17 protein-coding genes are annotated in these 20,521 nt (G+C 39.9%); 14 read left to right on the forward strand and 3 right to left on the reverse strand.

Going from position 1 to position 20,521, the window contains the following annotated elements; genetic code table 11:
* Positions 1-32 precede the first annotated feature (32 nt).
* From PH210_RS23325 to PH210_RS23335, 3 genes are all read left to right on the forward strand, one after another.
* Positions 33-593: a glycerol-3-phosphate responsive antiterminator gene (locus tag PH210_RS23325; protein ID WP_289988775.1), complete on the forward strand. Its 561-nt coding sequence runs from the start codon at positions 33-35 to the stop codon at positions 591-593.
* Positions 594-608: 15 nt separating this feature from the next.
* Complete coding sequence (gene glpK / locus PH210_RS23330) at positions 609-2,099, forward strand: glycerol kinase GlpK (protein ID WP_289988776.1); 1,491 nt, start codon at positions 609-611, stop codon at positions 2,097-2,099.
* A gap of 170 nt (positions 2,100-2,269) precedes the next feature.
* Complete coding sequence (locus PH210_RS23335) at positions 2,270-3,982, forward strand: glycerol-3-phosphate dehydrogenase/oxidase (RefSeq protein ID WP_289988777.1); 1,713 nt, start codon at positions 2,270-2,272, stop codon at positions 3,980-3,982.
* Positions 3,983-4,052: 70 nt separating this feature from the next.
* Here the strand turns inward: PH210_RS23335 and PH210_RS23340 are convergent, their stop codons facing one another.
* The gene (locus PH210_RS23340; RefSeq protein WP_289988779.1) at positions 4,053-5,312 is read right to left on the reverse strand and encodes a cation:dicarboxylate symporter family transporter; all 1,260 of its coding nucleotides are present in this window, start codon (positions 5,310-5,312) and stop codon (positions 4,053-4,055) included.
* A 205-nt stretch (positions 5,313-5,517) separates the two neighbouring features.
* Between PH210_RS23340 and PH210_RS23345 the strand changes: the two genes are divergently transcribed.
* The 5 genes from PH210_RS23345 to PH210_RS23365 all read left to right on the forward strand — a co-directional run bounded on the left by PH210_RS23345 (position 5,518) and on the right by PH210_RS23365 (position 11,973).
* Entirely contained in the window at positions 5,518-6,747 is a 1,230-nt protein-coding gene (locus PH210_RS23345; RefSeq protein ID WP_289988780.1) for a sensor histidine kinase, read from the forward strand.
* 5 nt (positions 6,748-6,752) lie between these two features.
* Complete coding sequence (locus PH210_RS23350; protein WP_289988781.1) at positions 6,753-7,709, forward strand: response regulator; 957 nt, start codon at positions 6,753-6,755, stop codon at positions 7,707-7,709.
* A gap of 252 nt (positions 7,710-7,961) precedes the next feature.
* A complete protein-coding gene (locus tag PH210_RS23355) occupies positions 7,962-8,966 on the forward strand; it encodes a DUF3231 family protein (RefSeq protein ID WP_289988782.1) in 1,005 nt (334 codons plus the stop codon).
* 338 nt (positions 8,967-9,304) lie between these two features.
* Positions 9,305-9,745, forward strand: a complete 441-nt coding sequence (locus PH210_RS23360; RefSeq protein WP_289988783.1) for an SRPBCC family protein — start codon at positions 9,305-9,307, stop codon at positions 9,743-9,745.
* Between the two features lie 806 nt (positions 9,746-10,551).
* The gene (locus PH210_RS23365; protein ID WP_289988784.1) at positions 10,552-11,973 is read left to right on the forward strand and encodes an alpha/beta hydrolase family protein; all 1,422 of its coding nucleotides are present in this window, start codon (positions 10,552-10,554) and stop codon (positions 11,971-11,973) included.
* Positions 11,974-12,079: 106 nt separating this feature from the next.
* On the opposite strand, the gene PH210_RS23370 is transcribed toward PH210_RS23365, so the two are convergent.
* The gene (locus PH210_RS23370) at positions 12,080-12,829 is read right to left on the reverse strand and encodes an SDR family NAD(P)-dependent oxidoreductase (protein ID WP_289988785.1); all 750 of its coding nucleotides are present in this window, start codon (positions 12,827-12,829) and stop codon (positions 12,080-12,082) included.
* A gap of 88 nt (positions 12,830-12,917) precedes the next feature.
* Between PH210_RS23370 and PH210_RS23375 the strand changes: the two genes are divergently transcribed.
* The 4 genes from PH210_RS23375 to PH210_RS23390 all read left to right on the forward strand — a co-directional run bounded on the left by PH210_RS23375 (position 12,918) and on the right by PH210_RS23390 (position 16,049).
* The gene (locus PH210_RS23375; protein WP_289988786.1) at positions 12,918-13,313 is read left to right on the forward strand and encodes a hypothetical protein; all 396 of its coding nucleotides are present in this window, start codon (positions 12,918-12,920) and stop codon (positions 13,311-13,313) included.
* A gap of 687 nt (positions 13,314-14,000) precedes the next feature.
* Positions 14,001-14,483 (forward strand): DUF2243 domain-containing protein, encoded by a 483-nt coding sequence (locus PH210_RS23380; RefSeq protein WP_289988807.1) that lies wholly within the window; start codon positions 14,001-14,003, stop codon positions 14,481-14,483.
* The gene (locus PH210_RS23385; protein ID WP_289988788.1) at positions 14,476-15,261 is read left to right on the forward strand and encodes a cytochrome c oxidase assembly protein; all 786 of its coding nucleotides are present in this window, start codon (positions 14,476-14,478) and stop codon (positions 15,259-15,261) included. The genes PH210_RS23380 and PH210_RS23385 overlap by 8 nt, the downstream gene beginning before the upstream one ends.
* Positions 15,262-15,311: 50 nt before the next feature.
* Positions 15,312-16,049, forward strand: coding sequence for a GNAT family N-acetyltransferase (locus PH210_RS23390; RefSeq protein ID WP_289988789.1), 738 nt, complete (start codon positions 15,312-15,314; stop codon positions 16,047-16,049).
* Positions 16,050-16,505: 456 nt separating this feature from the next.
* On the opposite strand, the gene PH210_RS23395 is transcribed toward PH210_RS23390, so the two are convergent.
* Positions 16,506-17,468 carry a bile acid:sodium symporter family protein gene (locus PH210_RS23395; protein WP_289988790.1) on the reverse strand — a complete coding sequence of 321 codons (963 nt, stop codon included), beginning with the start codon at positions 17,466-17,468 and terminating at the stop codon, positions 16,506-16,508.
* Between the two features lie 264 nt (positions 17,469-17,732).
* Between PH210_RS23395 and PH210_RS23400 the strand changes: the two genes are divergently transcribed.
* Positions 17,733-18,827 (forward strand): mechanosensitive ion channel family protein, encoded by a 1,095-nt coding sequence (locus tag PH210_RS23400; RefSeq protein ID WP_289988791.1) that lies wholly within the window; start codon positions 17,733-17,735, stop codon positions 18,825-18,827.
* Between the two features lie 143 nt (positions 18,828-18,970).
* A complete protein-coding gene (locus tag PH210_RS23405) occupies positions 18,971-20,518 on the forward strand; it encodes a spore germination protein (RefSeq protein WP_289988792.1) in 1,548 nt (515 codons plus the stop codon).
* The last annotated feature ends 3 nt before the right edge of the window (positions 20,519-20,521 follow it).

The following is a 20,521-nucleotide window of genomic DNA, read 5'->3' on the forward strand; positions in this document are numbered from 1 at the left end:
AAGCGATATGATAATAAGAAAAGAGGTATTTTATGACCTTCCAACATCAAACAATATTACCATCGATAAAAAATGGAAAAGGGCTTGAGCGGTTTTTGGAGAGTACGTACGAATATGGGGTTGTGTTAGATTCTCAGATTGCCCAAATCCCAAGTTTTGTTAAAGCCGCAAATCGGGTAAACAAAAAGCTGTTTATTCACGTTGACTTAATCCAAGGATTAAAGAATGACGAACATGCAGCTGATTTTTTATGTCAGTTAGTAAAACCGGCTGGATTAATTTCTACTCGAGCGGCCGTTATCACTAAAGCGAAACAAAAAGGGATCTATGCGATTCAACGATTATTCTTGCTTGATTCCAATGCAGTCGAAAAAACGTGTGAAGTCATCAAGAAAGTACAGCCAGACTTTATCGAGGTATTGCCAGGGGTTATTCCAAGAATGATTCGAGAAATCAAAGAGATGACAGGTATCCCTGTGTTCGCTGGCGGATTAATCCGGACGGTCCATGATGTCAACGAGGCGATTGAAGCGGGGGCCATTGCTGTGACGACTTCTAAAGTGGACCTTTGGGATTACTATTCAGAAAAATAATCCGGGGGATTTCGAATGGAAAAATATATTTTATCACTTGATCAAGGAACCACTAGTTCACGGGCGATTATTTTTAATAAAAAAGGAGAAGTCGTGTATTCAGCCCAAAAGGAATTCACTCAGTATTTTCCAAAACCTGGCTGGGTCGAGCACGATGCGAATGAGATTTGGGGAAGTATCTTATCCGTTATTGCTTCTTGTTTATCGGAATCCGGCATTAGCGCGGGACAAATTGCGGGGATTGGGATTGCCAACCAACGCGAAACAACGGTTGTTTGGGATAAACAGACAGGAAATCCCGTTTACCATGCCATTGTTTGGCAATCAAGACAAACAGCTTCCATTTGTGAGGAGCTAAAACAAGCTGGCCTTGAAGAGAAAATTCGTCAAAAAACAGGCTTGCTTATCGATGCTTATTTTTCAGGAACGAAAATAAAATGGATCCTCGATCATGTTGAAGGTGCTCGGGAAAAGGCGGAACGAGGAGAACTTTTATTCGGAACGATTGACACTTGGCTAATTTGGAAATTATCTGGCGGGAAAGCGCATGTGACAGACTATTCGAATGCGTCACGTACACTGCTTTACAATATACATGAATTAAAATGGGATAAGGAGATGCTGGAAGCTTTGGGCATTCCTGAATCGATGCTTCCAGAAGTAAAGCCCTCCTCAGAAATATATGCTAACACTATTGATTATCACTTTTTTGGAAAAGAAGTACCAATTGCCGGAGCAGCTGGTGATCAGCAAGCGGCGCTATTCGGCCAGGCGTGTTTCGAAGAAGGAATGGCTAAAAATACGTACGGGACCGGCTGTTTTATGCTGATGAATACGGGTGAAAGCGGCATTAAGTCTGATCAATCCCTGCTGACAACCATCGCCTGGGGGTTGGATGGTAAAGTCACTTATGCTTTAGAGGGAAGTATTTTTGTCGCAGGCTCTGCGATTCAATGGCTGCGAGACGGAATGCGGATGATTAAAGAGGCAGCAGATACAGAAAGTTATGCGAGCAAGGTTCAATCAACAGAAGGGGTTTATGTTGTTCCAGCCTTTGTTGGACTAGGCACGCCGTATTGGGACAGCGACGTAAGGGGAGCAGTCTTTGGTTTAACGAGAGGGACGTCCAAAGAACATTTCATTCGGGCCACATTGGAGTCACTGGCATACCAGACAAAAGATGTGTTAGCAGCGATGGAAAAGGATTCCGGCATTTCCCTTAAAGCACTAAGGGTAGATGGGGGAGCGGTGAAGAATAATTTCTTAACGCAATTCCAAAGTGATCTCTTAAATGTGCCTGTGGAAAGGCCGGTTGTGAACGAGACGACAGCCTTGGGTGCAGCGTATTTGGCTGGTTTAGCAGTCGGCTACTGGAGCAGCAAAGAGGAAATTGCAACGCAATGGCAAATTGATCGAACCTTTGAAGCTGAAATGAATGAAAACCAACGAAATGCCCTATATGAAGGCTGGCAAAAGGCAGTAAAAGCGGCCATGGCATTCAAATAAAAATTTTTGCATCATCAGTAAGAATATGGTATATTTTAATTAAGTTAATATATTGGTTGGAGATTAGGAGAGACCAAACAGCGTATACAAGAATACACTTGTATAGGTTTGTTTTGGTCTCTTTTTGTTTTTATTTATATGGGAAAAATTTCAAAATAGGAGCGATTGAAATGGGGACTTTTTCTAGTAAAAAAAGATCGGAACAACTATCAACAATGTCAAAAGAAAATCTTGATATTTTAGTGATAGGTGGAGGAATTACTGGCAGTGGCATTGCCCTTGATGCCACCACACGAGGGATGAAAGTGGGTCTTGTTGAAATGCAGGATTTCGCAGCAGGTACCTCAAGCCGGTCCACGAAACTGGTTCATGGCGGCCTGCGCTATTTAAAACAATTCGAAGTGAAAATGGTAGCGGAAGTGGGGAAAGAGCGTGCGGTTGTCTATGAAAATGGCCCTCACGTCACGACGCCTGAGTGGATGCTGTTACCCATTCAAGAGGGTGGGACGTTCGGCAAGTTCTCCACTTCCATTGGCTTGAAGGTGTACGATTTTTTAGCAGATGTTAAAAAAAGTGAACGCCGCAGTATGCTTAGTGCATCTGAAACACAGAAACGTGAACCGCTGTTAAGAAAAGAGGGACTAAAAGGCGGCGGCTATTATGTGGAATACCGTACGGATGACGCAAGGTTGACAATCGAAGTCATTAAACAAGCCGTCGATAAAGGGGCGCTAGCCGTAAACTACGCAAAAGTGGGAAAGTTACTGTACGATAATGGAAAAGTGGTGGGGGCAGAAGTGGTGGATCAGTTGACCAACAAAGCCTATAAAATATTCGCGAAAAAGGTAGTCAATGCAGCGGGCCCTTGGGTTGATTCTGTTCGGGAGATGGATCAGTCGAAAAAAGGAAAGCATCTTCAATTAACAAAAGGAATTCACCTTGTCTTTGACCAAAGTGTTTTCCCGCTTAAACAAGCAATTTACTTTGATACACCCGACAAGCGAATGGTATTTGCCATTCCTAGAGATGGCAAAACCTATGTTGGCACGACAGATACGGTTTACAAGGAGGATATGGCCAATCCGCGCTTAACGAAAGCGGATAAAGAGTATGTAATCAAGGCGATTAACTTTATGTTTCCAGGAGTAAGGATAACAGAAAAAGATATTGAATCCAGCTGGTCGGGGTTAAGACCACTTATCCATGAATCCGGGAAATCCGCATCAGAAATTTCTCGTAAGGATGAAATATGGGAATCCGAGTCTGGCTTAATCACGATCGCCGGAGGGAAATTAACGGGCTATCGAAAAATGGCTGAGATGGTCGTTGATTTATTAAACCAACAGTTCATTCGAGAGGGTGTTGGCGATTTTGGAAAATGCCAAACCAAATATTTGCCTATTTCTGGTGGAGATGTTGGTGGTTCGAAGAATTTGTCTGCTTTCATTGAAGATAAGACAAAAGAAGGAGTAAAATTTGGACTTACAAATAAACAATCTCAAAAACTTGCTAAGCTTTACGGTTCCAATGTTGATAGATTATTCGCGTTAGTAGATAAATATAATGAGTCTGCCTTAACCTTCGGTCTGCCATTGGATGTTTACGCTCAAGTCATGTATGCCATCCATGAAGAAATGACCGTAACACCTAGTGACTTTTTTATTCGAAGAACCGGTGCGTTGCTGTTTAATATGGATTGGGTCAACCAATGGAAGCAGAAAGTTTCAGAATTAATGGCGAATGAACTAAATTGGAGCAATGATCAATTAGAAAATTACCAAATTGAAATAGAGATGTTTATCCATCAAGCCACGACCGCCGTTGACGAAGACCAGGGGGATGGTTCTAGTGGCGCGGAGTTTTGGAAAGAGGAATCAGCGTAATCAGGGGGACGATTCTTTGGCCTTAAACACAAAAAGGCACAACCAGCTGGTTGTGCCTTTTTGAATAGTCTTATGCGACTTGTTTTTCGTGTTGTACTTTGTCGTGGTCTTTGAGTTTATAACCTTCCCACCTAGAAATAACAATGGCAGCAAGTGAGTTACCAACAATGTTTACACATGTACGTGCCATGTCTAGCAGCCTGTCTACGCCTAGAATAAACGCCAAGCCCTCTACAGGAACACCAACACTTCCTAACGTTGAAAGCAGAACGACAATCGAAACACCTGGAACACCTGCAATCCCTTTAGAGGTAATCATTAAAATAAGAACTAATGTGATCTGGGCGCCTATGCTCATATGAATGCCATACATTTGAGCAATAAACAACGCGGCAATCGCTTGATACAATGTAGAGCCATCAAGATTAAAGGAATAACCAGTCGGGATGACAAAAGATGTAATCCCTTTTGGACAGCCGATCCGCTCCATTTTTTCCATAATTTTAGGAAGAACGGTTTCCGAACTCGCGGTCGAATAGCCGAGAATTAATTCGTCTTTCAAATAAGCTAATAATTTGAAAATGTTATAGCCTGCGATTTTCGCCACAATACCTAGAACCACGATCGTAAAGAAGGCCATCGCACCATAAACGGTAAAGACTAGTTTGCCAAGCGGAATAAGTGATTCTAAACCGAATTTTGAAACCGTAACACCGATTAAAGCAAACACCCCTAATGGAGCAAGCTTCATAATCTGATTGGTTACATAGAACATGGCATCTGCGGTGCCTCTAAAAAACTCAATAATCGGTTTGCCTTTTTCACCAATTGCTGCAACACCAATACCAAACATAACGGAGAAGAAAATAATCGCCAGCATATCTCCATTTGCAAAAGCCTGAACCACATTGGTCGGTACGATATTTACAAAAGTATCAATATGAGAGTGGGACTCCGTTGCTTTTTCCGTTGTAACATAGGAACTGATATCTGATTTAACAAGTTGTGAACGATCCACACCTGAACCTGGGTGGAAAACATTCGCTACTAACAAACCAACAACAATCGCAATTGTTGTAATGATTTCAAAATAAAGAAGTGTTTTACCGCCGAGCTTTCCTAACGATTTCATATCGCCAGTACCGGCTACACCCACAACAAGGCAGGAAATGACAATCGGAACCACGATCATTTTAATTAATCGTAAAAAGATGGTTCCAATCGGCTGTAAAAATTGCTCTATATGTGGATTGCCATAAAAAATGGCTCCCACTGTAATACCAAGGACTAAACCAATAAAAATTTGCCATGCTAAACTAATTTTTTTCATTCGCTTCTCTCCCATCGATAAGTTTTTTGATACTATTATAGTAGAAAGTATTATGCAAACGATTTCACTATTAACATTAACGTACAACCTACGATAAACTACAAAAAACTACAAAGTTGAATAAATAATTTTTATAATTAACAAAATTTTTCAACTATAGATGGGGGATAATGGTATTCGCGATAAATTATTAGCGTATTTATTTATGATCATTGCTGTGCCCATTACCGGCGAATTAAAGTATTACCCAATAAGCGGTGCTGATTTAAGATTCAGCATGAGTACAACTGTTTTCTTCTTTATATTGTTATGGTCACGTAAGATCCATCCTGTTTTGGCCGGCTTTTTAACAGGAAGTGCCGTTGTTTGTTTTCGGATCATTCTGGACAAGGTTGAAGTTGGCTCATTCCATTTCCCTAACCATTTTCCCGTGTTTTTTTATTACATGGTGTACGGCCTGTTTTTTCATATTTTTAAAGTGAAAAAATTGTATCACCGGCCGCTGCTCATTGGTCTGCTTGGAATGGTGCTTGAAATCATGGGTAATTTTACTGAAATGACCATTCGTCATTTTACAACCGATATGAAAATGACAAACTCGAGCTTCTTCATTATTGTGGGGGTTGCGATCATCCGCAGTTTCTTTGTGCTCGGTTTTTTCAATACGATCTTAGTACGTGAAACAAGGCTGGCTGAAGAGCAGCAACGGAAGCGGACCGAAGAGGTTTTACTATTAGTCTCAAATTTATATGTAGAAATGTTTCAATTGGAAAAATCAGCGAAAAATGCGGAGAAGTTAACCAGCGCCTGCTACTCCATTTATCGTGATTTAAAAGCTCTAAACATTCCAAATCAAGCGCAGGAGATGCTGAAAATCGCAGGGGAATTACATGAAATTAAAAAAGATAATCAACGCATATATGCCGGTTTGTCCAAATTAATGGCCAAAGAAAAGCTAGATGACTTTATGAACATTCGGGAAATCATTTCTGTTGCAACCATCTCAAATAATAATTATAGTGAGTTGCTAGAGAAAACGATTGATTTTCAGGTGATAATTCACAATGAACATCCCAAGTACCATACCTTTATCCTCCTTTCCCTAATCAATAATCTTCTCGCCAATGCTGTAGAAGCCATCCATCAGGCGGGGGAGATTGTGGTAACAGTTGAAAGGATTCAAGACCTCGTCAAAATAACGATAAAGGATAATGGAAGAGGGATTTCTGAAAAAAACAAAGTGTATATTTTTGAACCAGGCTTTACAACGAAATATGATCAAGCCGGAATTGCTTCAAATGGAATCGGTTTATCCTACACAAAAAATGTCATCGAAAATCTCGACGGTAAAATTCACCTGATTGAGTCTTCAAAAGAAAAGGGTACAACCTTTGAAATTCTAATTCCAGTTGAAAATTTAATAAAAAAGGAGTGATTACCGTGAATTTTTTTATAATCGATGATACTGCCACTATCAGAGGGATGCTCTCTAATATTATTGAAGAAGAAGGATTGGGCTCTGTGGTCGGGGAGGCAGCGGACGGGGATGACGTGGATGCTGATCACCTCGCCATGCTGGATGTCGATATCCTCATGATTGATCTGCTCATGCCCGTCAGGGACGGGATTGAGACGGTGAGAGAAATCGCGCCCTCCTTTCATGGAAAAATCATTATGATCTCTCAAGTCGAAACAAAGGATATGATTAGCGAAGCGTATTCCTTGGGTGTCGACCATTATATTACAAAGCCGATTAACCGGCTTGAGGTGGTAAGTGTCATTAAGAAAGTAAGTGAATACTTGGTGTTGGAAAAATCACTTCATAACATTCAAGAATCATTAAGCTTTTTAACGAAACCCAATAGAAACAATCTTTCTTTTGATAACACTCGTCAGGAAAAACAACCTTCGTTTATTTCCGCTGCTAAAAGTATCCTTCTTGAACTTGGAATCGTAGGTAAGAGCGGGGAAAAGGATCTTTTAGAACTTTTACCAATCTTGCACGAATGGGACACGGAAGGAAATCGGGACATTCCGCCTTTAAAAGAGCTATATGAGCAGGCGGCCAAAAAGCGGCTCGGTTCATCCATTACACCTGAGGCAGTAAGAAAAGAAGGTAAAGCTGTGGAACAAAGGATTCGCCGAACCCTCCAACAGGTTCTCGAGCATCTTGCCTCACTGGGTTTAACCGATTTTGCCAACCCTACCTTTGAGTACTATTCATCCAAATTGTTTGACTATACCCAAGTACGAATGAAAATGCTCGAACTCGAAGGGAAAAACCAAACCGCATCCACCCGAATTGACATCAAAAAATTCTTCCATGCTTTACTGATGGAGACGAAGGTTAGGATGAGACGGGGAGACCACGGGGACAGTTCTCGCGGCTTTTTTTGAAGCAAGAGAACCGTCCATTTGGTTTTCTCATCATAGATCCACATCATTTAAAATACACGATGTTAAGTAATGTTGAACATCTTGTTCCTTATGTATTACATGAAGCGGTGTAAGAGTGATAAACAAAAAGAGTCTTAGCTAGTAATTAGCTAAGACTCTTTTTTATTCGACGTATTGTATAGGTAGTTCATTCATACTTTTTCCTATTCTGGGGATATTATTCTATGACGTATATAATAGGAGGTTGCTTTAGTGGAAGAGAAAACAAATATCAATTTAACTTCTGCGGAAATGTCTGGTTTATGGACTCAATACATAGGCGATACATTAGCTGTTTGTGTGAATAGCTATTTCTTAGAAAAAGTAGAAGATGAAGAAATACGTCCTATTATTAAATGGACACTCGATACAGCAAAAGAGAATGTTTCCATCATGCAGGAACTGTTTCAAAAAGAGAATTTCCCGATACCTATTGGATTTACGGAAGAAGATGTCAATACAAAAGCCCCAAGACTTTTTACAGATACTTTTTTCTTAAATTATTTAAGTCAAATGGCTGTATCTGCAATGACAGCCGGCAGTGCAGGACTAACAGTTGCGACACGTCCAGATGTTGTTACTTTTCATAAACGTATATTGAATAAAGGGGTTGAATTGCGGGACAGAACACGTGATTTAATGCTAAAACAAGGGGTTTATGTAAAACCTCCTTATATACCTATTCCTGATAAGGTCGATTTTATAGAAAAACAAACTTATTTAACTGGTTTTTTTGGGAAAAAGAGGTCTATTAATTCACTGGAAATCACTCATTTATACTTAAACACTCTAATAAATGCTATCGGTAAAGAAATAGTAACGGGCTTTGGCCAGACTGCTCAAAACGAAGATGTAAAACAGTATTTTTTAAGAGGGAAAGAACTTGCCCAAAAATATGTAGATACATTTAGCCATTTTTTAACCAAAGAGGATCTGCCTGCACCTATAAGTTCAGGTTCGACTGTTTTAGATACAACCGCAAGTGTTTTTTCAGATAAACTAATGATGTTTCATGTTACAACTATGGTTGCAACAGGAATTGGATATTATGGAATGGCATTAGCAGCAAGTCCAAGAAAAGATTTAGGACTTAAATATATATCAATAATTCCAGAAGTCGCACTGTATGTCGAAGATGGAGCCAATATTATGATTAAACACGGCTGGATGGAGGAACCTCCACAAGCAGTTGATCATGATCAATTGATACAGCAATGAATTTTAACAATCGGGCGCTTTTCTTTAATAAGAAGGCGTCTTTTTGCATGGACAACACATTTAAGGGATTGAGGTGTAAAAAAAGATTGTGAAGTAGGGTTGCGATTGTTCAATAAGAGCAATTGCTTTTATTGTTCCGCTAAAGGGGCAATTTAGTTGAACAATCATCATTAGCTTTTTTCGGACAATCGGGGTAAATTTCAGTTCTTCAAATAATAAGATTATTAGAAGAAGGAAAGCTGTGTAATTAGTGATGTAAATTTATGTCTTTTATGTAATAATTATATTTTGTAGAAATATAAATTTACAATTCATACGTAGTGAAAGTGGGAATCATAATGGCAACAGGAACACATACAGTAGAAATTCCAGTAGATGTACAAGCAGTTTGGGATTATGTTAGTGATCTTGAAAAATGGGCAACGACAGTACCAGCCTATAAAGAACATGAAATTATTAATGACAAGCAATCTATTTGGACATTTGAAGGTAGTGTGAAAGGTATTAAAAAAACAATACAAGCGAAGGTAGATATTACCGAATGGAATGAACCTTCAAATATTAAGTTTGTGCTAAAAGGTTTATCAGATAATTTTACAGGAAGCGGTCACTTTACTTCAGAAGATGTTAATGGTAAAACAACAATGACTTGTAGGGTGGAAGTCCATGCAGGCGGACTATCGGGTGCGGTGTTAACACCAATTATTAAATGGGCTGTTCCCAAAGTGGCATCTCGTTTAACAGAATCTATCGCACGTAAAATTGCAGTATTCTCATAGTTGACAAAGATTGAAAATCGCTTCATAAGCAAAGATTTTAACAATCTAATTAATGTACTTAAACATTAAACAAACTGGGTGCTTAAGTTCAATAAGGGGTAGGTTGCTGCGGCAGCCTTTTTTGTTGCAGGGAAAGGCAATGGGGACGGTTCTTGAGGCTCAAAAAAACCGCAAGAACCGTCCCCATGGTTCCCTATCAATGCAGAAAAATCCTTTCAGTAGGCAGTTTGATTTCCACGACTGTATTTTCTTTTTCGCTTTTAAAATGCATTTCCCTTTGAAAGTTAAAAATCATGATTAAACAATGCAGAGTAATGGGAAATATGACACTTTAGCTAAAGGTGATCATTCTTTGGGGAAATACCATTGGTTTTTTCGACAAGTTTTTTTGATAAAAGGCAATGAAATGTTTATTTATCAAGGCGTTTTGAAGATTTAATCAAACGTTTGATTAGGGAAATTACATATCGAATTTCCTCGGAAATGCTCAGTTTAAGGAAATAATGACAGTGCTGGATAGCCTTTTGGGGGCTATCTATTTTTTTCGAAAAATAGTTGCAAAAAGCTATGGCTACAGTCCTGTTTTCTGGCAGTGTCTTCTAGGCAATTTGCTTTAATCTTCCTCCAATCTTCCCCATGGTTGTAATGAAACCTGTTTGAAAATTCCCAATTTTTAGGTCGTTATCCCTTTTTTATGAAGAATTATGTAGAAAGCTTTAATTATACACAAAAAAAAGCTTGTCCTATAATTGGATTGAATATTATTTCAATTTTCGAAATAATCCAAATCCAAGGGGGGATCCGTAATGAAAAGAAAAAATGTTATCACCGCTTTATTAGCAACGACTCTTTCTCTTACTGCCGTCAGTTCCTCTGTTTTCGCAAACCAGGTTACACCAACAGATCAGTCTACTGTATTGGATATAAAACCGCCTGAATTTTTCATTGGTAATGGTCAAAACAAAAAGAACTTCTTTGTTAATGAGACACAATTGAATTCAATTAAGCATTTAACAGGTTTTGAGAATACAAAAATACTGAAAGGCATACATAACGGTGCGGGCTATTGGATTGAAGTTCCAAAGAACTGGAACGGGAAGCTTGTATTGTATGCGCACGGATATCGTGGCACAGGCCAAGAGTTGACGGTTACTGAACCTTCCATCCGAAAAGAACTTCTTGAGCGCGGATATGCATGGGCCGCTTCCAGCTATAGTACGAATGGCTATGATGTTGAATCGGGTGTAAAAGATACCCATGCTTTGAATGGATTGTTTAGGAATTTAGTAGGTAATCCTACTCGGACCTATATTATGGGTCACTCTATGGGTGGACACGTCACAGGGGTGTATGCAGAACAATATGGTGATGTGGATGGAGCACTGCCGATGTGTGGTGTTATGGGGGACTCAGAACTGTTTGACTTTTTTACAGATTACAGCCTTGTAGCTCAATCGCTAATTGGAATTAGTAAGGAAAATCAACAGTTTCCTGCGGATGATCAATACTTTACTAAAACACTTTCTGAGCTCCGGCAACAATTAGGAAATGGTTTAGTCAAAGATCCTGATACAAAATCAGTTGTGTTTGATTCTTTGACCCCATTGGGAGAAAAATTGGAAAAGGTAACGGAGAATCTCTCGGGTGGAGATCGTCCATTATTCGAATACTCATTCGAAAAGATGTTTGATGATTTCCTCCTCCAGCGTATCCCAACAAACCCAGCATACGGGGAAGCAACGGGTAATGTAATTAACAATACCGACTCTGTATATCAGTTAGACAATGATCCAGCTTTGTCCGATGAGGAAAAAGCACTGAACGACAGTGTTCGTCGCATCACCAATGATCCGAATGGCCGCCACAATAATGGCTTAGCCGCCATTCCTAAAGTAACAGGAGATTTGAAAGTTCCTACCGTTTCCCTTCATACACTCGGGGATCTTTATGTTCCGTTCTCAATGGAACAAATTTATGCAAAAAATGTTGCCGAGAAGGGAAAATCCGACTTACTCGTTAGCCGTGCAATTCGAGGTATCGGCCACTGTGAATTTACCAATAAAGAACAAATTAGTGCCTTTGATGCTCTCGTAGATTGGGCGGAAAATGGCAAAAAACCTGATGGCGATAATGTCCTAGATCCTGCCGTCGTAGCTGATCCACGCTTCGGAATGCAATTTACTTCCGATCTTCGTCCTTATGATCCGCTTTTCCATGTTGGAAAATAGAAAGAGATCCTTGGGGACGGTTCTTTTGAGCCGTCCTTTTGGGGTTAAGTTAAATAAGAACAACTCATAGAATGACCTGAGTGTCTCTTTTTTTTGATCTCTCCAACTATTCCTCATAAATCATTTTCCGCGTCATTCCACCATCAATTACAAGGTTAATCCCTGTTACAAAGTCATTCTCTTTTGCGGTTAAATATAGACAGGCTCGTGCAATATCCTCTGGTTTGCCTACACGCTTTGAAAAATGCTGTTCGTGATCCAGTTTACTTAACTTTGAATAATCGCCTGTTTCTATCCAGCCAGGGGAAATCGCATTTACTGTAATCCTGTCATCACTGAAGGAGGCAGCGAGGGCATGGGTAATGGCAAGGATTCCACCTTTAGTGGCAGCGTAAGATTCTGAGTTGGGTTCTGACATGATCGCTCTTGTGGAGGCAATATTGACAATCGATCCGCCATCCTGGTTATGCCGCATATATTTGGCTGCTTCCCGTGATGCCAAGAAAACACTTCTCAAATTGGTATGGATGACATCATCCCATTCTTCAATCGAAGTTTCATAAGGGGACTTGAATAATGCTTTACCTGCATTATTGATTAAAATATCAATCTGGCCATAGGTTTGAGTTGCTGTTTCCATTAACCGAATAATATCTGCTTCTATTCTTACATCTGTATGGACGAATATCGCTTCGCCGCCGCTTTCCTTGATCACCGCTACTGTATTAGCCCCAGCTATATCATCAACATCAGCCAAGATGACATTGGCGCCTTTTTCGGCATATTGTAGGCAAATTCCTTTACCGATTCCATTCCCTGCACCTGTGATGACTATCGTTTTATTAGAGAAATCCATTATTTTTCCACCTTTCTTTACATAAGTTTAAGATAACACAAAAAAGAGGGTGGGCCATAGTTGGGCCGTAGGGAAGAAGGGATCATGTTTGGAGGAAAGGTCTATTCAAATAGCCGCGATTATTGTAGCAGTGTTTTCGAGCGGCATCGCAATCTTTCAAGTCTTGCTCTTTTTAGGGCTGCCGTTAGCAGAGTATAGCTGGGGTGGTAAATACCAGGGGGTGCTGCCGAAGAAAATGAGAATCATGGGTCTTCCATCTGCATTATTATTACTCTTTTTTGGATTTATTTTTCTAGTGCATACAAAAGTTCTATCAGTGGAATTCAATTTGCCAACCAATCTTTTTGTCATCTTGATTACGATCTTCATGGGATTAAATACACTGGGAAATTTGGCTTCAAAAAGCAAAAAAGAGAGAATAGTCATGACTCCATTAGCAGGAATCACATTCTTATCATGTTTGCTTGTCCTTATATTGAACTAAGTAACTATAGGGAATGTTCTTCTGGTTTCTCCTAATGCCAGTGTGAAGGAAATATTCGGTTCTATGGTAATTAGGAGGAGCTCCTAACGCCCGTGAGAAGGAAATTCTCGCTTCTATGGTAATTAGGAAGAGCTCCTAATGCCAGTGTGAAGGAAATATTCGGTTCTATGGTAATTAAGAGGAGCTCCTAACGCCCGTGAGAAAGAAATTCTCGGTTCAATGGTAATTAGGAAGAGCTCCTAATACTCGTATAAAGGAAATATTCGCTTCTATTGTAATTAGCAAGAGCCCTTAATGCAGCGGAACGGTTTTTGTAGTCAAATCCATGTAAAAACGAAATCAAATCAAAAACACCTCCGATTTATGTACTCGTTTATCGTACATGTCGAAGGTGTTTTTTTGTTTTTGTTAAGTTTGAGGTTTAATGTTGCCTCTTTCTTCTAATTCTAGATAACAGAACAATAAACCCCAATGCAATCAAGATTAGTCCATATAACATGGTGTTATTATCGTCTACTACTTTTTTACTATTTTGATAAGGAAAACCATGGGAACGGTTCCACTTATTTTTGGGATTTTTTTCATTTTCTTCAGAGAGTTTCTAAAAAAACAATATTGCTTAAAGATAAGTGGTATTGGTTATATTTGTAATAAATTAGATAAAAGGTTGGAGGAACAATCTTGGTTATGAAAGCAAATTCAAATCCTTCATTTTTAGCCCGAAATTTATGGTCGGGTATTTTTTTCGGAATCGGTTTAGTTGCTTTTTTTGATGAAACTGTTTTTCATCAAATTTTACATTGGCATCATTTTTATGACAAAAGCACATTGGGTATTGGTTTGGTCTCAGATGGTTTATTTCATGCTTTAAGTTGGTTTGCAACAATCGGAGGTCTATTCCTTCTTGCAGACTTACGGCGTAGAAATGCCTTTTGGTTGAAAAGGTGGATAGGCGGCATGCTCCTTGGGGGAGGAGGATTCCAGTTATACGATGGAACCATCCAGCACAAGCTGATGAGGATTCACCAGATTCGCTATGTCGAAAATGTCATGATCTACGACTTAATATGGAACATACTTGCCGTAGTGATGCTCATAATTAGCATCATTTTAATTGTAAGGACACAAAAGGATTCAAAGCCTCTAAGGGGTAAAGACAGTCATGCATAATGAACATGTTTATCATGGTAATGGAATTGCTTACGAGCTTATACTGTTAATAGCGTTTTTACTGGTATTTGTTGTGTATATTCTTGCTAGTTTTATATCTAATCGTCATTACAAACGCTGGCCGCTGTCCCGTACAATCTTTTGGGTAGTAGGGATTCTTTGTCTAGCTGTAACAGTTGTTGGCTCCTTAGCCGAACAGGCTCATATAGATTTTTCAGCACATATGTTAGGACATTTACTTCTCGGAATGGCTGCTCCGCTTCTCATTGTTCTATCTGCACCAATGACGCTTGTTATGCGAAATCTCCATGTAAAAAGAGCACGGCAGCTTTCAAAATTTCTAAAGAGTTACCCTATACGGATCCTTAGTGACCCCATATTCGCTTCTCTATTCAATGTGGGAGGATTATGGATCCTTTATACCACAGACTTATATTCTGCGATGCACCACAATATTGTTCTTTATTTTTTCATACATGTACATGTATTCCTTGCAGGCTATCTGTTTACAGCAGCTTTCATTTCGATTGACCCAACCCCACATAGGACAAATTTTATTTACCGTACGATTGTTTTGTTCTTTTCATTCGCAAATCATGGAATCTTATCAAAATACATATATGCCCACCCTCCATTGGGAGTAGCAAAAGCACAAGCAGAAATGGGAAGTATGCTCATGTATTATGGCGGAGACGTGATTGATATCGTTTTAATCTACATTCTCTGCTTGCAGTGGTATAGGTTTAAAAGGCCAGTTGGCCCTTGGCTTTCAACCTGAAAGGCGGTTATCATGGAGTTGCTGTCATTGAAGTGTGGGAGGATAAAAAATTGTTAATCGATAAAATCATCCAATTTGAGAATCATTTTGCGGAATTGCAGGCAAAGGTTGTAGAAAAGCCTTATGGCCGAATCTTTTATGACCAAGATAATCCATTATCTTATGATAGTAATCATGCATATATTAAGGAAGATTTTGATGGTGATTGGAATTTGGCCATCAATGAAATAATCGATTTTTATCGGGAGATGGCGATTATTCCGCGTGTCTATACGTTTACTAGAAGTAAAAATAATGTGGGGCTGTTTTTAGAAGAGAACGGGTTTTTAAAACAGATTGAAGAGCTAAGTTTCTATGTTCAAAAAAACAAAAAATTAATCGATCGGGCTAGAACGATAGATATTAGAAGACTCCACTTATCAGATGAACAGGAATTAAGCCACTTTGGTCAGGAGCTGAGCGAGTGGGGGTATAAATCGTTAATGAAGGCTATAGGAAACAAAGACTTTTACCTTTTTGGCGGATATGAGGCTGATGCTTTGGTATGTATAGCGTCTTTGTACAAACAGGGCGATATTTCAAGAATCAATGATGTTTTCACAAAAAGTGATAAAAGAGGGAAAGGCTACGGAGCCCAATTAATCAACTTTATCACGGAGTTTAATGATAAAACCCTTCATACCGTAAGCTATTTATACGCCAACAATCCGATCGCCATCAACATGTATAAAAAAGCAGGATATGTAGAGATGAAGGAAATGGTACGCGGGTGTTACTGGGTGGAATGAAATCCTGTGTTTTATTTTTGTTTTAAAGAGACTTTTTCACAGCTCCTGAACCGTCCTATTACCCATTTATATATTTTTACAGGTTATAAAGAGAAGTTTCGAATTCTCCAAGTAAATATGGAGGGCTCCTAATGCCCGAGCGGGAGAAAAATTCGATCCAACGGTAATTATGGAGCGCTCCTAATTCCCATGAGGAAGGAAAATTCGCTACAACAGTAATTAGGAAAGGCTCCTAATGCCCGAGCGGAGGAAAAATGCGGTCCAACGGTAAATAGGGAGGGCTCTTAATTCCCATGAGGAAGAAAAATTCGCTACAACAGTAATTAGGAAAGGCTCCTAATGCCCGAGTGGAGGAAAATTTCGCTTCAACGGTAACTAGGGGAGTGGCCCTACTAATGCCCGGCAAAGAAAAAACCACCCTGTTTTAACAGAATGGTTTTAAAAGATTCTCTTTATCTACACTGCCATGTCATGCTTTTGATCTGGTTGACGTTTGTCCTTCATCCGGCTAAAAATATTAGCGAGAAGGGAACCAGAAATATTATGCCAAACGCTGAAAATGGCGCTTGGTACTGCCGCTAATGGCGAGAAATGTGCAGTGGCGATGGCCACTCCCAATCCGGAATTCTGCATGCCGACTTCCATGGCAACAGCCTTTTGTTTGGCCAAGTCCATTCCGCATATACGGGCAAAGAAGAAGCCGATTAAGAATCCAAGCAGATTATGAAGGATTACCACTCCAAAAATTAGCAGGCCCGTTTCGGCAATTTTAGCCGCACTGCCGGCAACAACAGCAGATACAATTAACACAATCGCGATAACGGAAACTAGCGGCATTGCTTTTGCTCCAGCCTGTGCCTGTTTTCCAAAAAACTTTTTAATGATAAAGCCAAGTGCCAATGGCACAATGACCACTTGTACAATCGAAAGGAATAATGATGACACGCTGACATCCACCCATTTGCTTGCGAACAGAAGAATGAGCAATGGTGTAACGATTGGTGCAAGAATCGTAGAAACAGAGGCAATGGCAACGGCGAGCGCCACATTTCCTCTTGCCAGGAACACCATTACATTCGAAGCTGTACCGCTTGGGCAGCATCCTACTAAAATGACTCCGACCGCGACTTCCTTCGGTAAATCAAGTCCGACTGCCAGTAAAAAGGCAAGCAGCGGCATAATGATAAAGTGACCGATGACTCCAAGGGCTACTTCTTTTGGCCTTCTAAATACTTCTTTAAAATCCGATAATTCAAGTGTTAGGCCCATTCCGAACATAACGATCCCTAGTAAAGGAACAATATAACCTCCCAGTCCCACAAAGTGTTCAGGAAAAGAATAAGCAATGACGGCAAAAATCAAAACCCATAACGTAAATGTTTTCCCGGCAAAGCTGCTGATTTTCTCGATGACTCCCAAAGTAAACCCTCCACAAAAAAAAATTTTTTAATATTTTAATATGTTAGATTAAATATTTCTAAAAATCAATAAATTTAGTCTATTTAGTTAAATGTTTAAAGCGGTGAAGTGTGAATAGATAGATGGAAGCCCTTTCTTTAAAATCTTCACCGTTTTGAGTCTTTTGTTGCATTCAAATATCGTTTTAAACAAGTTATTATTTAGAGGTTTAAAAAGCCGGTGTTTTAACAAAACATCGGTGAGAAGAGGGAAGGTATTTAAGGAATGTCTTTAGGTTCATTTCATATCGACTATGACGTGTTAAAAAATTTAGGGATTTCTATAGGGATTGTGCTTTTATTTATTCTTTTTCGAAACATTTTTACCAAGTATGTGTTTCAGTTGATTTTAAAATTGACGAGGAAGACGCCAACGGATTTTTTTACCCAAATATGTTTGGCTTTTGAACGTCCTTTAGGCTGGTTTTTCATTATTTTTGGTTTGTACCTGGCCATGGACTATTTTCCGTTTATCGAACAACAGAATGCCTTATTTTTAAAACTTTTGCGTTCCATGGTCATTGTTTTAATTACTTGGGGATTGTTTAATTTGACCTCTCCTACTTCAGGGATTTTAATCAGTTTAAATGAAAAATTAACCAATAAGATTGATTCCATTCTGATTCCGTTTTTTTCAAGGACCATCCGGGTCATCCTGATTGCCATCAGTATCAGCATTATCGGTCAAGAGTTTGATTATGATGTTAATGGGTTGGTCGCTGGTCTCGGACTAGGGGGTCTGGCCTTTGCTTTAGCAGCAAAAGAGGCGGTAGGGAATCTCATTGGCGGGATTGTCATTGTTACAGAAAAGCCTTTTTCCATTGGCGATTGGATTCTGACTCCCAGCGTTGAGGGGATCGTCGAAGATATTAATTTCCGAAGTACGAAAATTCGAACCTTTAGTCAGGCATTGGTGACCGTTCCAAACGCAACACTTGCGAATGAGGCTATTACCAATTGGAGCCGGATGGGGAAAAGGCGGATCACGTTCCACTTGGGACTTAACTATCAAACTACTAAAGACCAAATTAAGCGCGTGGTTTACCGGATTGATCAAATGCTGCGGACGCATGATGAGATCCATCCGGATACGATTATGGCAGCCTTCGATCATTATAATGAAAGCAGTCTCGATGTTCTGGTTTACTTTTTCACGAATACGACTGTATGGGCAGAGCACGTTAAAATCAAGCATGAAATTAACTTAGAAATCATGGGGATTTTAGAGGAAGAAGGAGTAGAAGTTGCCTTCCCAAGCCGGACGATTTATGTATCTCCGCAATCCAATGAATTGCTGCAAACTATGGGTTCCTTTGATTGAAATTAAATATAAAGAAAAACAGACCTTTTGCGGTGACGCGGAGGTCTTTTTTGTCAGCTGTTTGAATGGGATTAGAATATTTTTCCTATATGAATGCATACTAAAAACAAAATCTTACAACGATTGAGAAAGGGACGGAGTGGATGTTTGATTTTCTGAAGCCCTCAAAAGGCAAGCGCTCATTTCTGCACAAACAAGTAAGCACCCATTCTAATCTTCAGAAAAAAATGAGCGCAGATGATGTCCTGGACTCTGATTTATCCCAGAATACAGAGATACTCCAACAGGTATTTTCTCAGGCACCTGATTTAGTGATACGTTGCTTTTCAATTAACGCTAGTAAAACTGATGCCGCATTGGTTTATTTGCCTGGATTGACGAACAAAGATGCCATTCAAAATCATGTTCTGAAGCCATTGATGAGCAGCTCTTTCGAACTTGATAAGGAACTGCCCATTACAATAGGGGATGTCGAGGTCGTCGAAACGTGGGGCCAGGTCGAAAGTGCCATTCTAGGTGGAGATAGCGTTTTATTGATAAATGGACAAAACACCGGGTATCGATTAGATACAAAAGGATGGCCGCAAAGAGAAGTTAGTGACCCTCAAAACGAAATATCGCTTAAAGGTGCTCATCAAGGGTTTGTGGAAACAGGGACACAAAATATCGCATTAATTCGCAGGTATATTCCCCACCACGAATTAATGTTGAAAGAAATGACAATCGGTTTACGAGGAAAAACAAAGGTATCCCTTTTATATTTGAGAGATGTCGCTTCTGATGACGTGCTGAGAGAATTGGAAACACGGATCCAAAATATTACCGTGGACGCGATCATTAATACGGGTGAACTGATCGAATTTATTGAAGATAATCCTTATTCACCCTTCCCGCAAATTATGTTGACCGAAAGACCTGATACAGCAGTATCCCACATTCTGCAGGGAAGATTCGTGATAGTTTTGGACCGTTCTCCGAGCGTATTGATTGCCCCGACAAATTTTATGTCTTTTTTTCAGGCTGTGGATGATTACGGAACTCGTTGGTTACTTTCTACCTTTATCCGAGTAAGCCGTTTTTTAGCCTTTATCATTACCTTATTTTTTCCCGCCAGCTATGTGGCGTTTATTTCCTATAATTTTGAAGTCATCCCGATGGAGCTTTTACTTTCGATTGCTGAATCAAGGATACAAGTTCCATTCGCGCCTGTGCTGGAAGCGGTGATTATGGAGACGATTTTGGAATTGATGAGGGAAGCTGCCTTAAGGCTGCCGACTCCAATTGGTCAGACCATCGGCATTGTGGGGGGCATTATCATTGGCCAGGCTGCTGTTGCGGTAGGAATTGTCAGCAACATTATGATCATCGTCGTTGCCGTTACAGCCATCGCTTCTTATAACATCCCTAATTATGATATGAGTTCAGCCATTAGACTGTTAAGATTTCCAATGATGTTAGCAGCCGCTATGTTTGGTGTTGTAGGGATTGTGATAGGCTGGATGACCATAGTTGGCCACCTTGTAAGTCTTGAATCATTAGGCACACCTTATGGAACCCCGCTGGCTCCTTTCCGATTTGCTGATATGAAGGATGCGTTTTTGCGCTTTCCTTTATGGACAATGAAAAGCCGCCCCAAAGGCACTGGAGCTATTCCTACTATTCGACAAGGGCGAAATCGCACTAAAAGGTGAAAC

The organism is Paenibacillus sp. BSR1-1 (assembly GCF_030403775.1).
Lineage (GTDB): Bacteria > Bacillota > Bacilli > Bacillales > Cytobacillaceae > Neobacillus.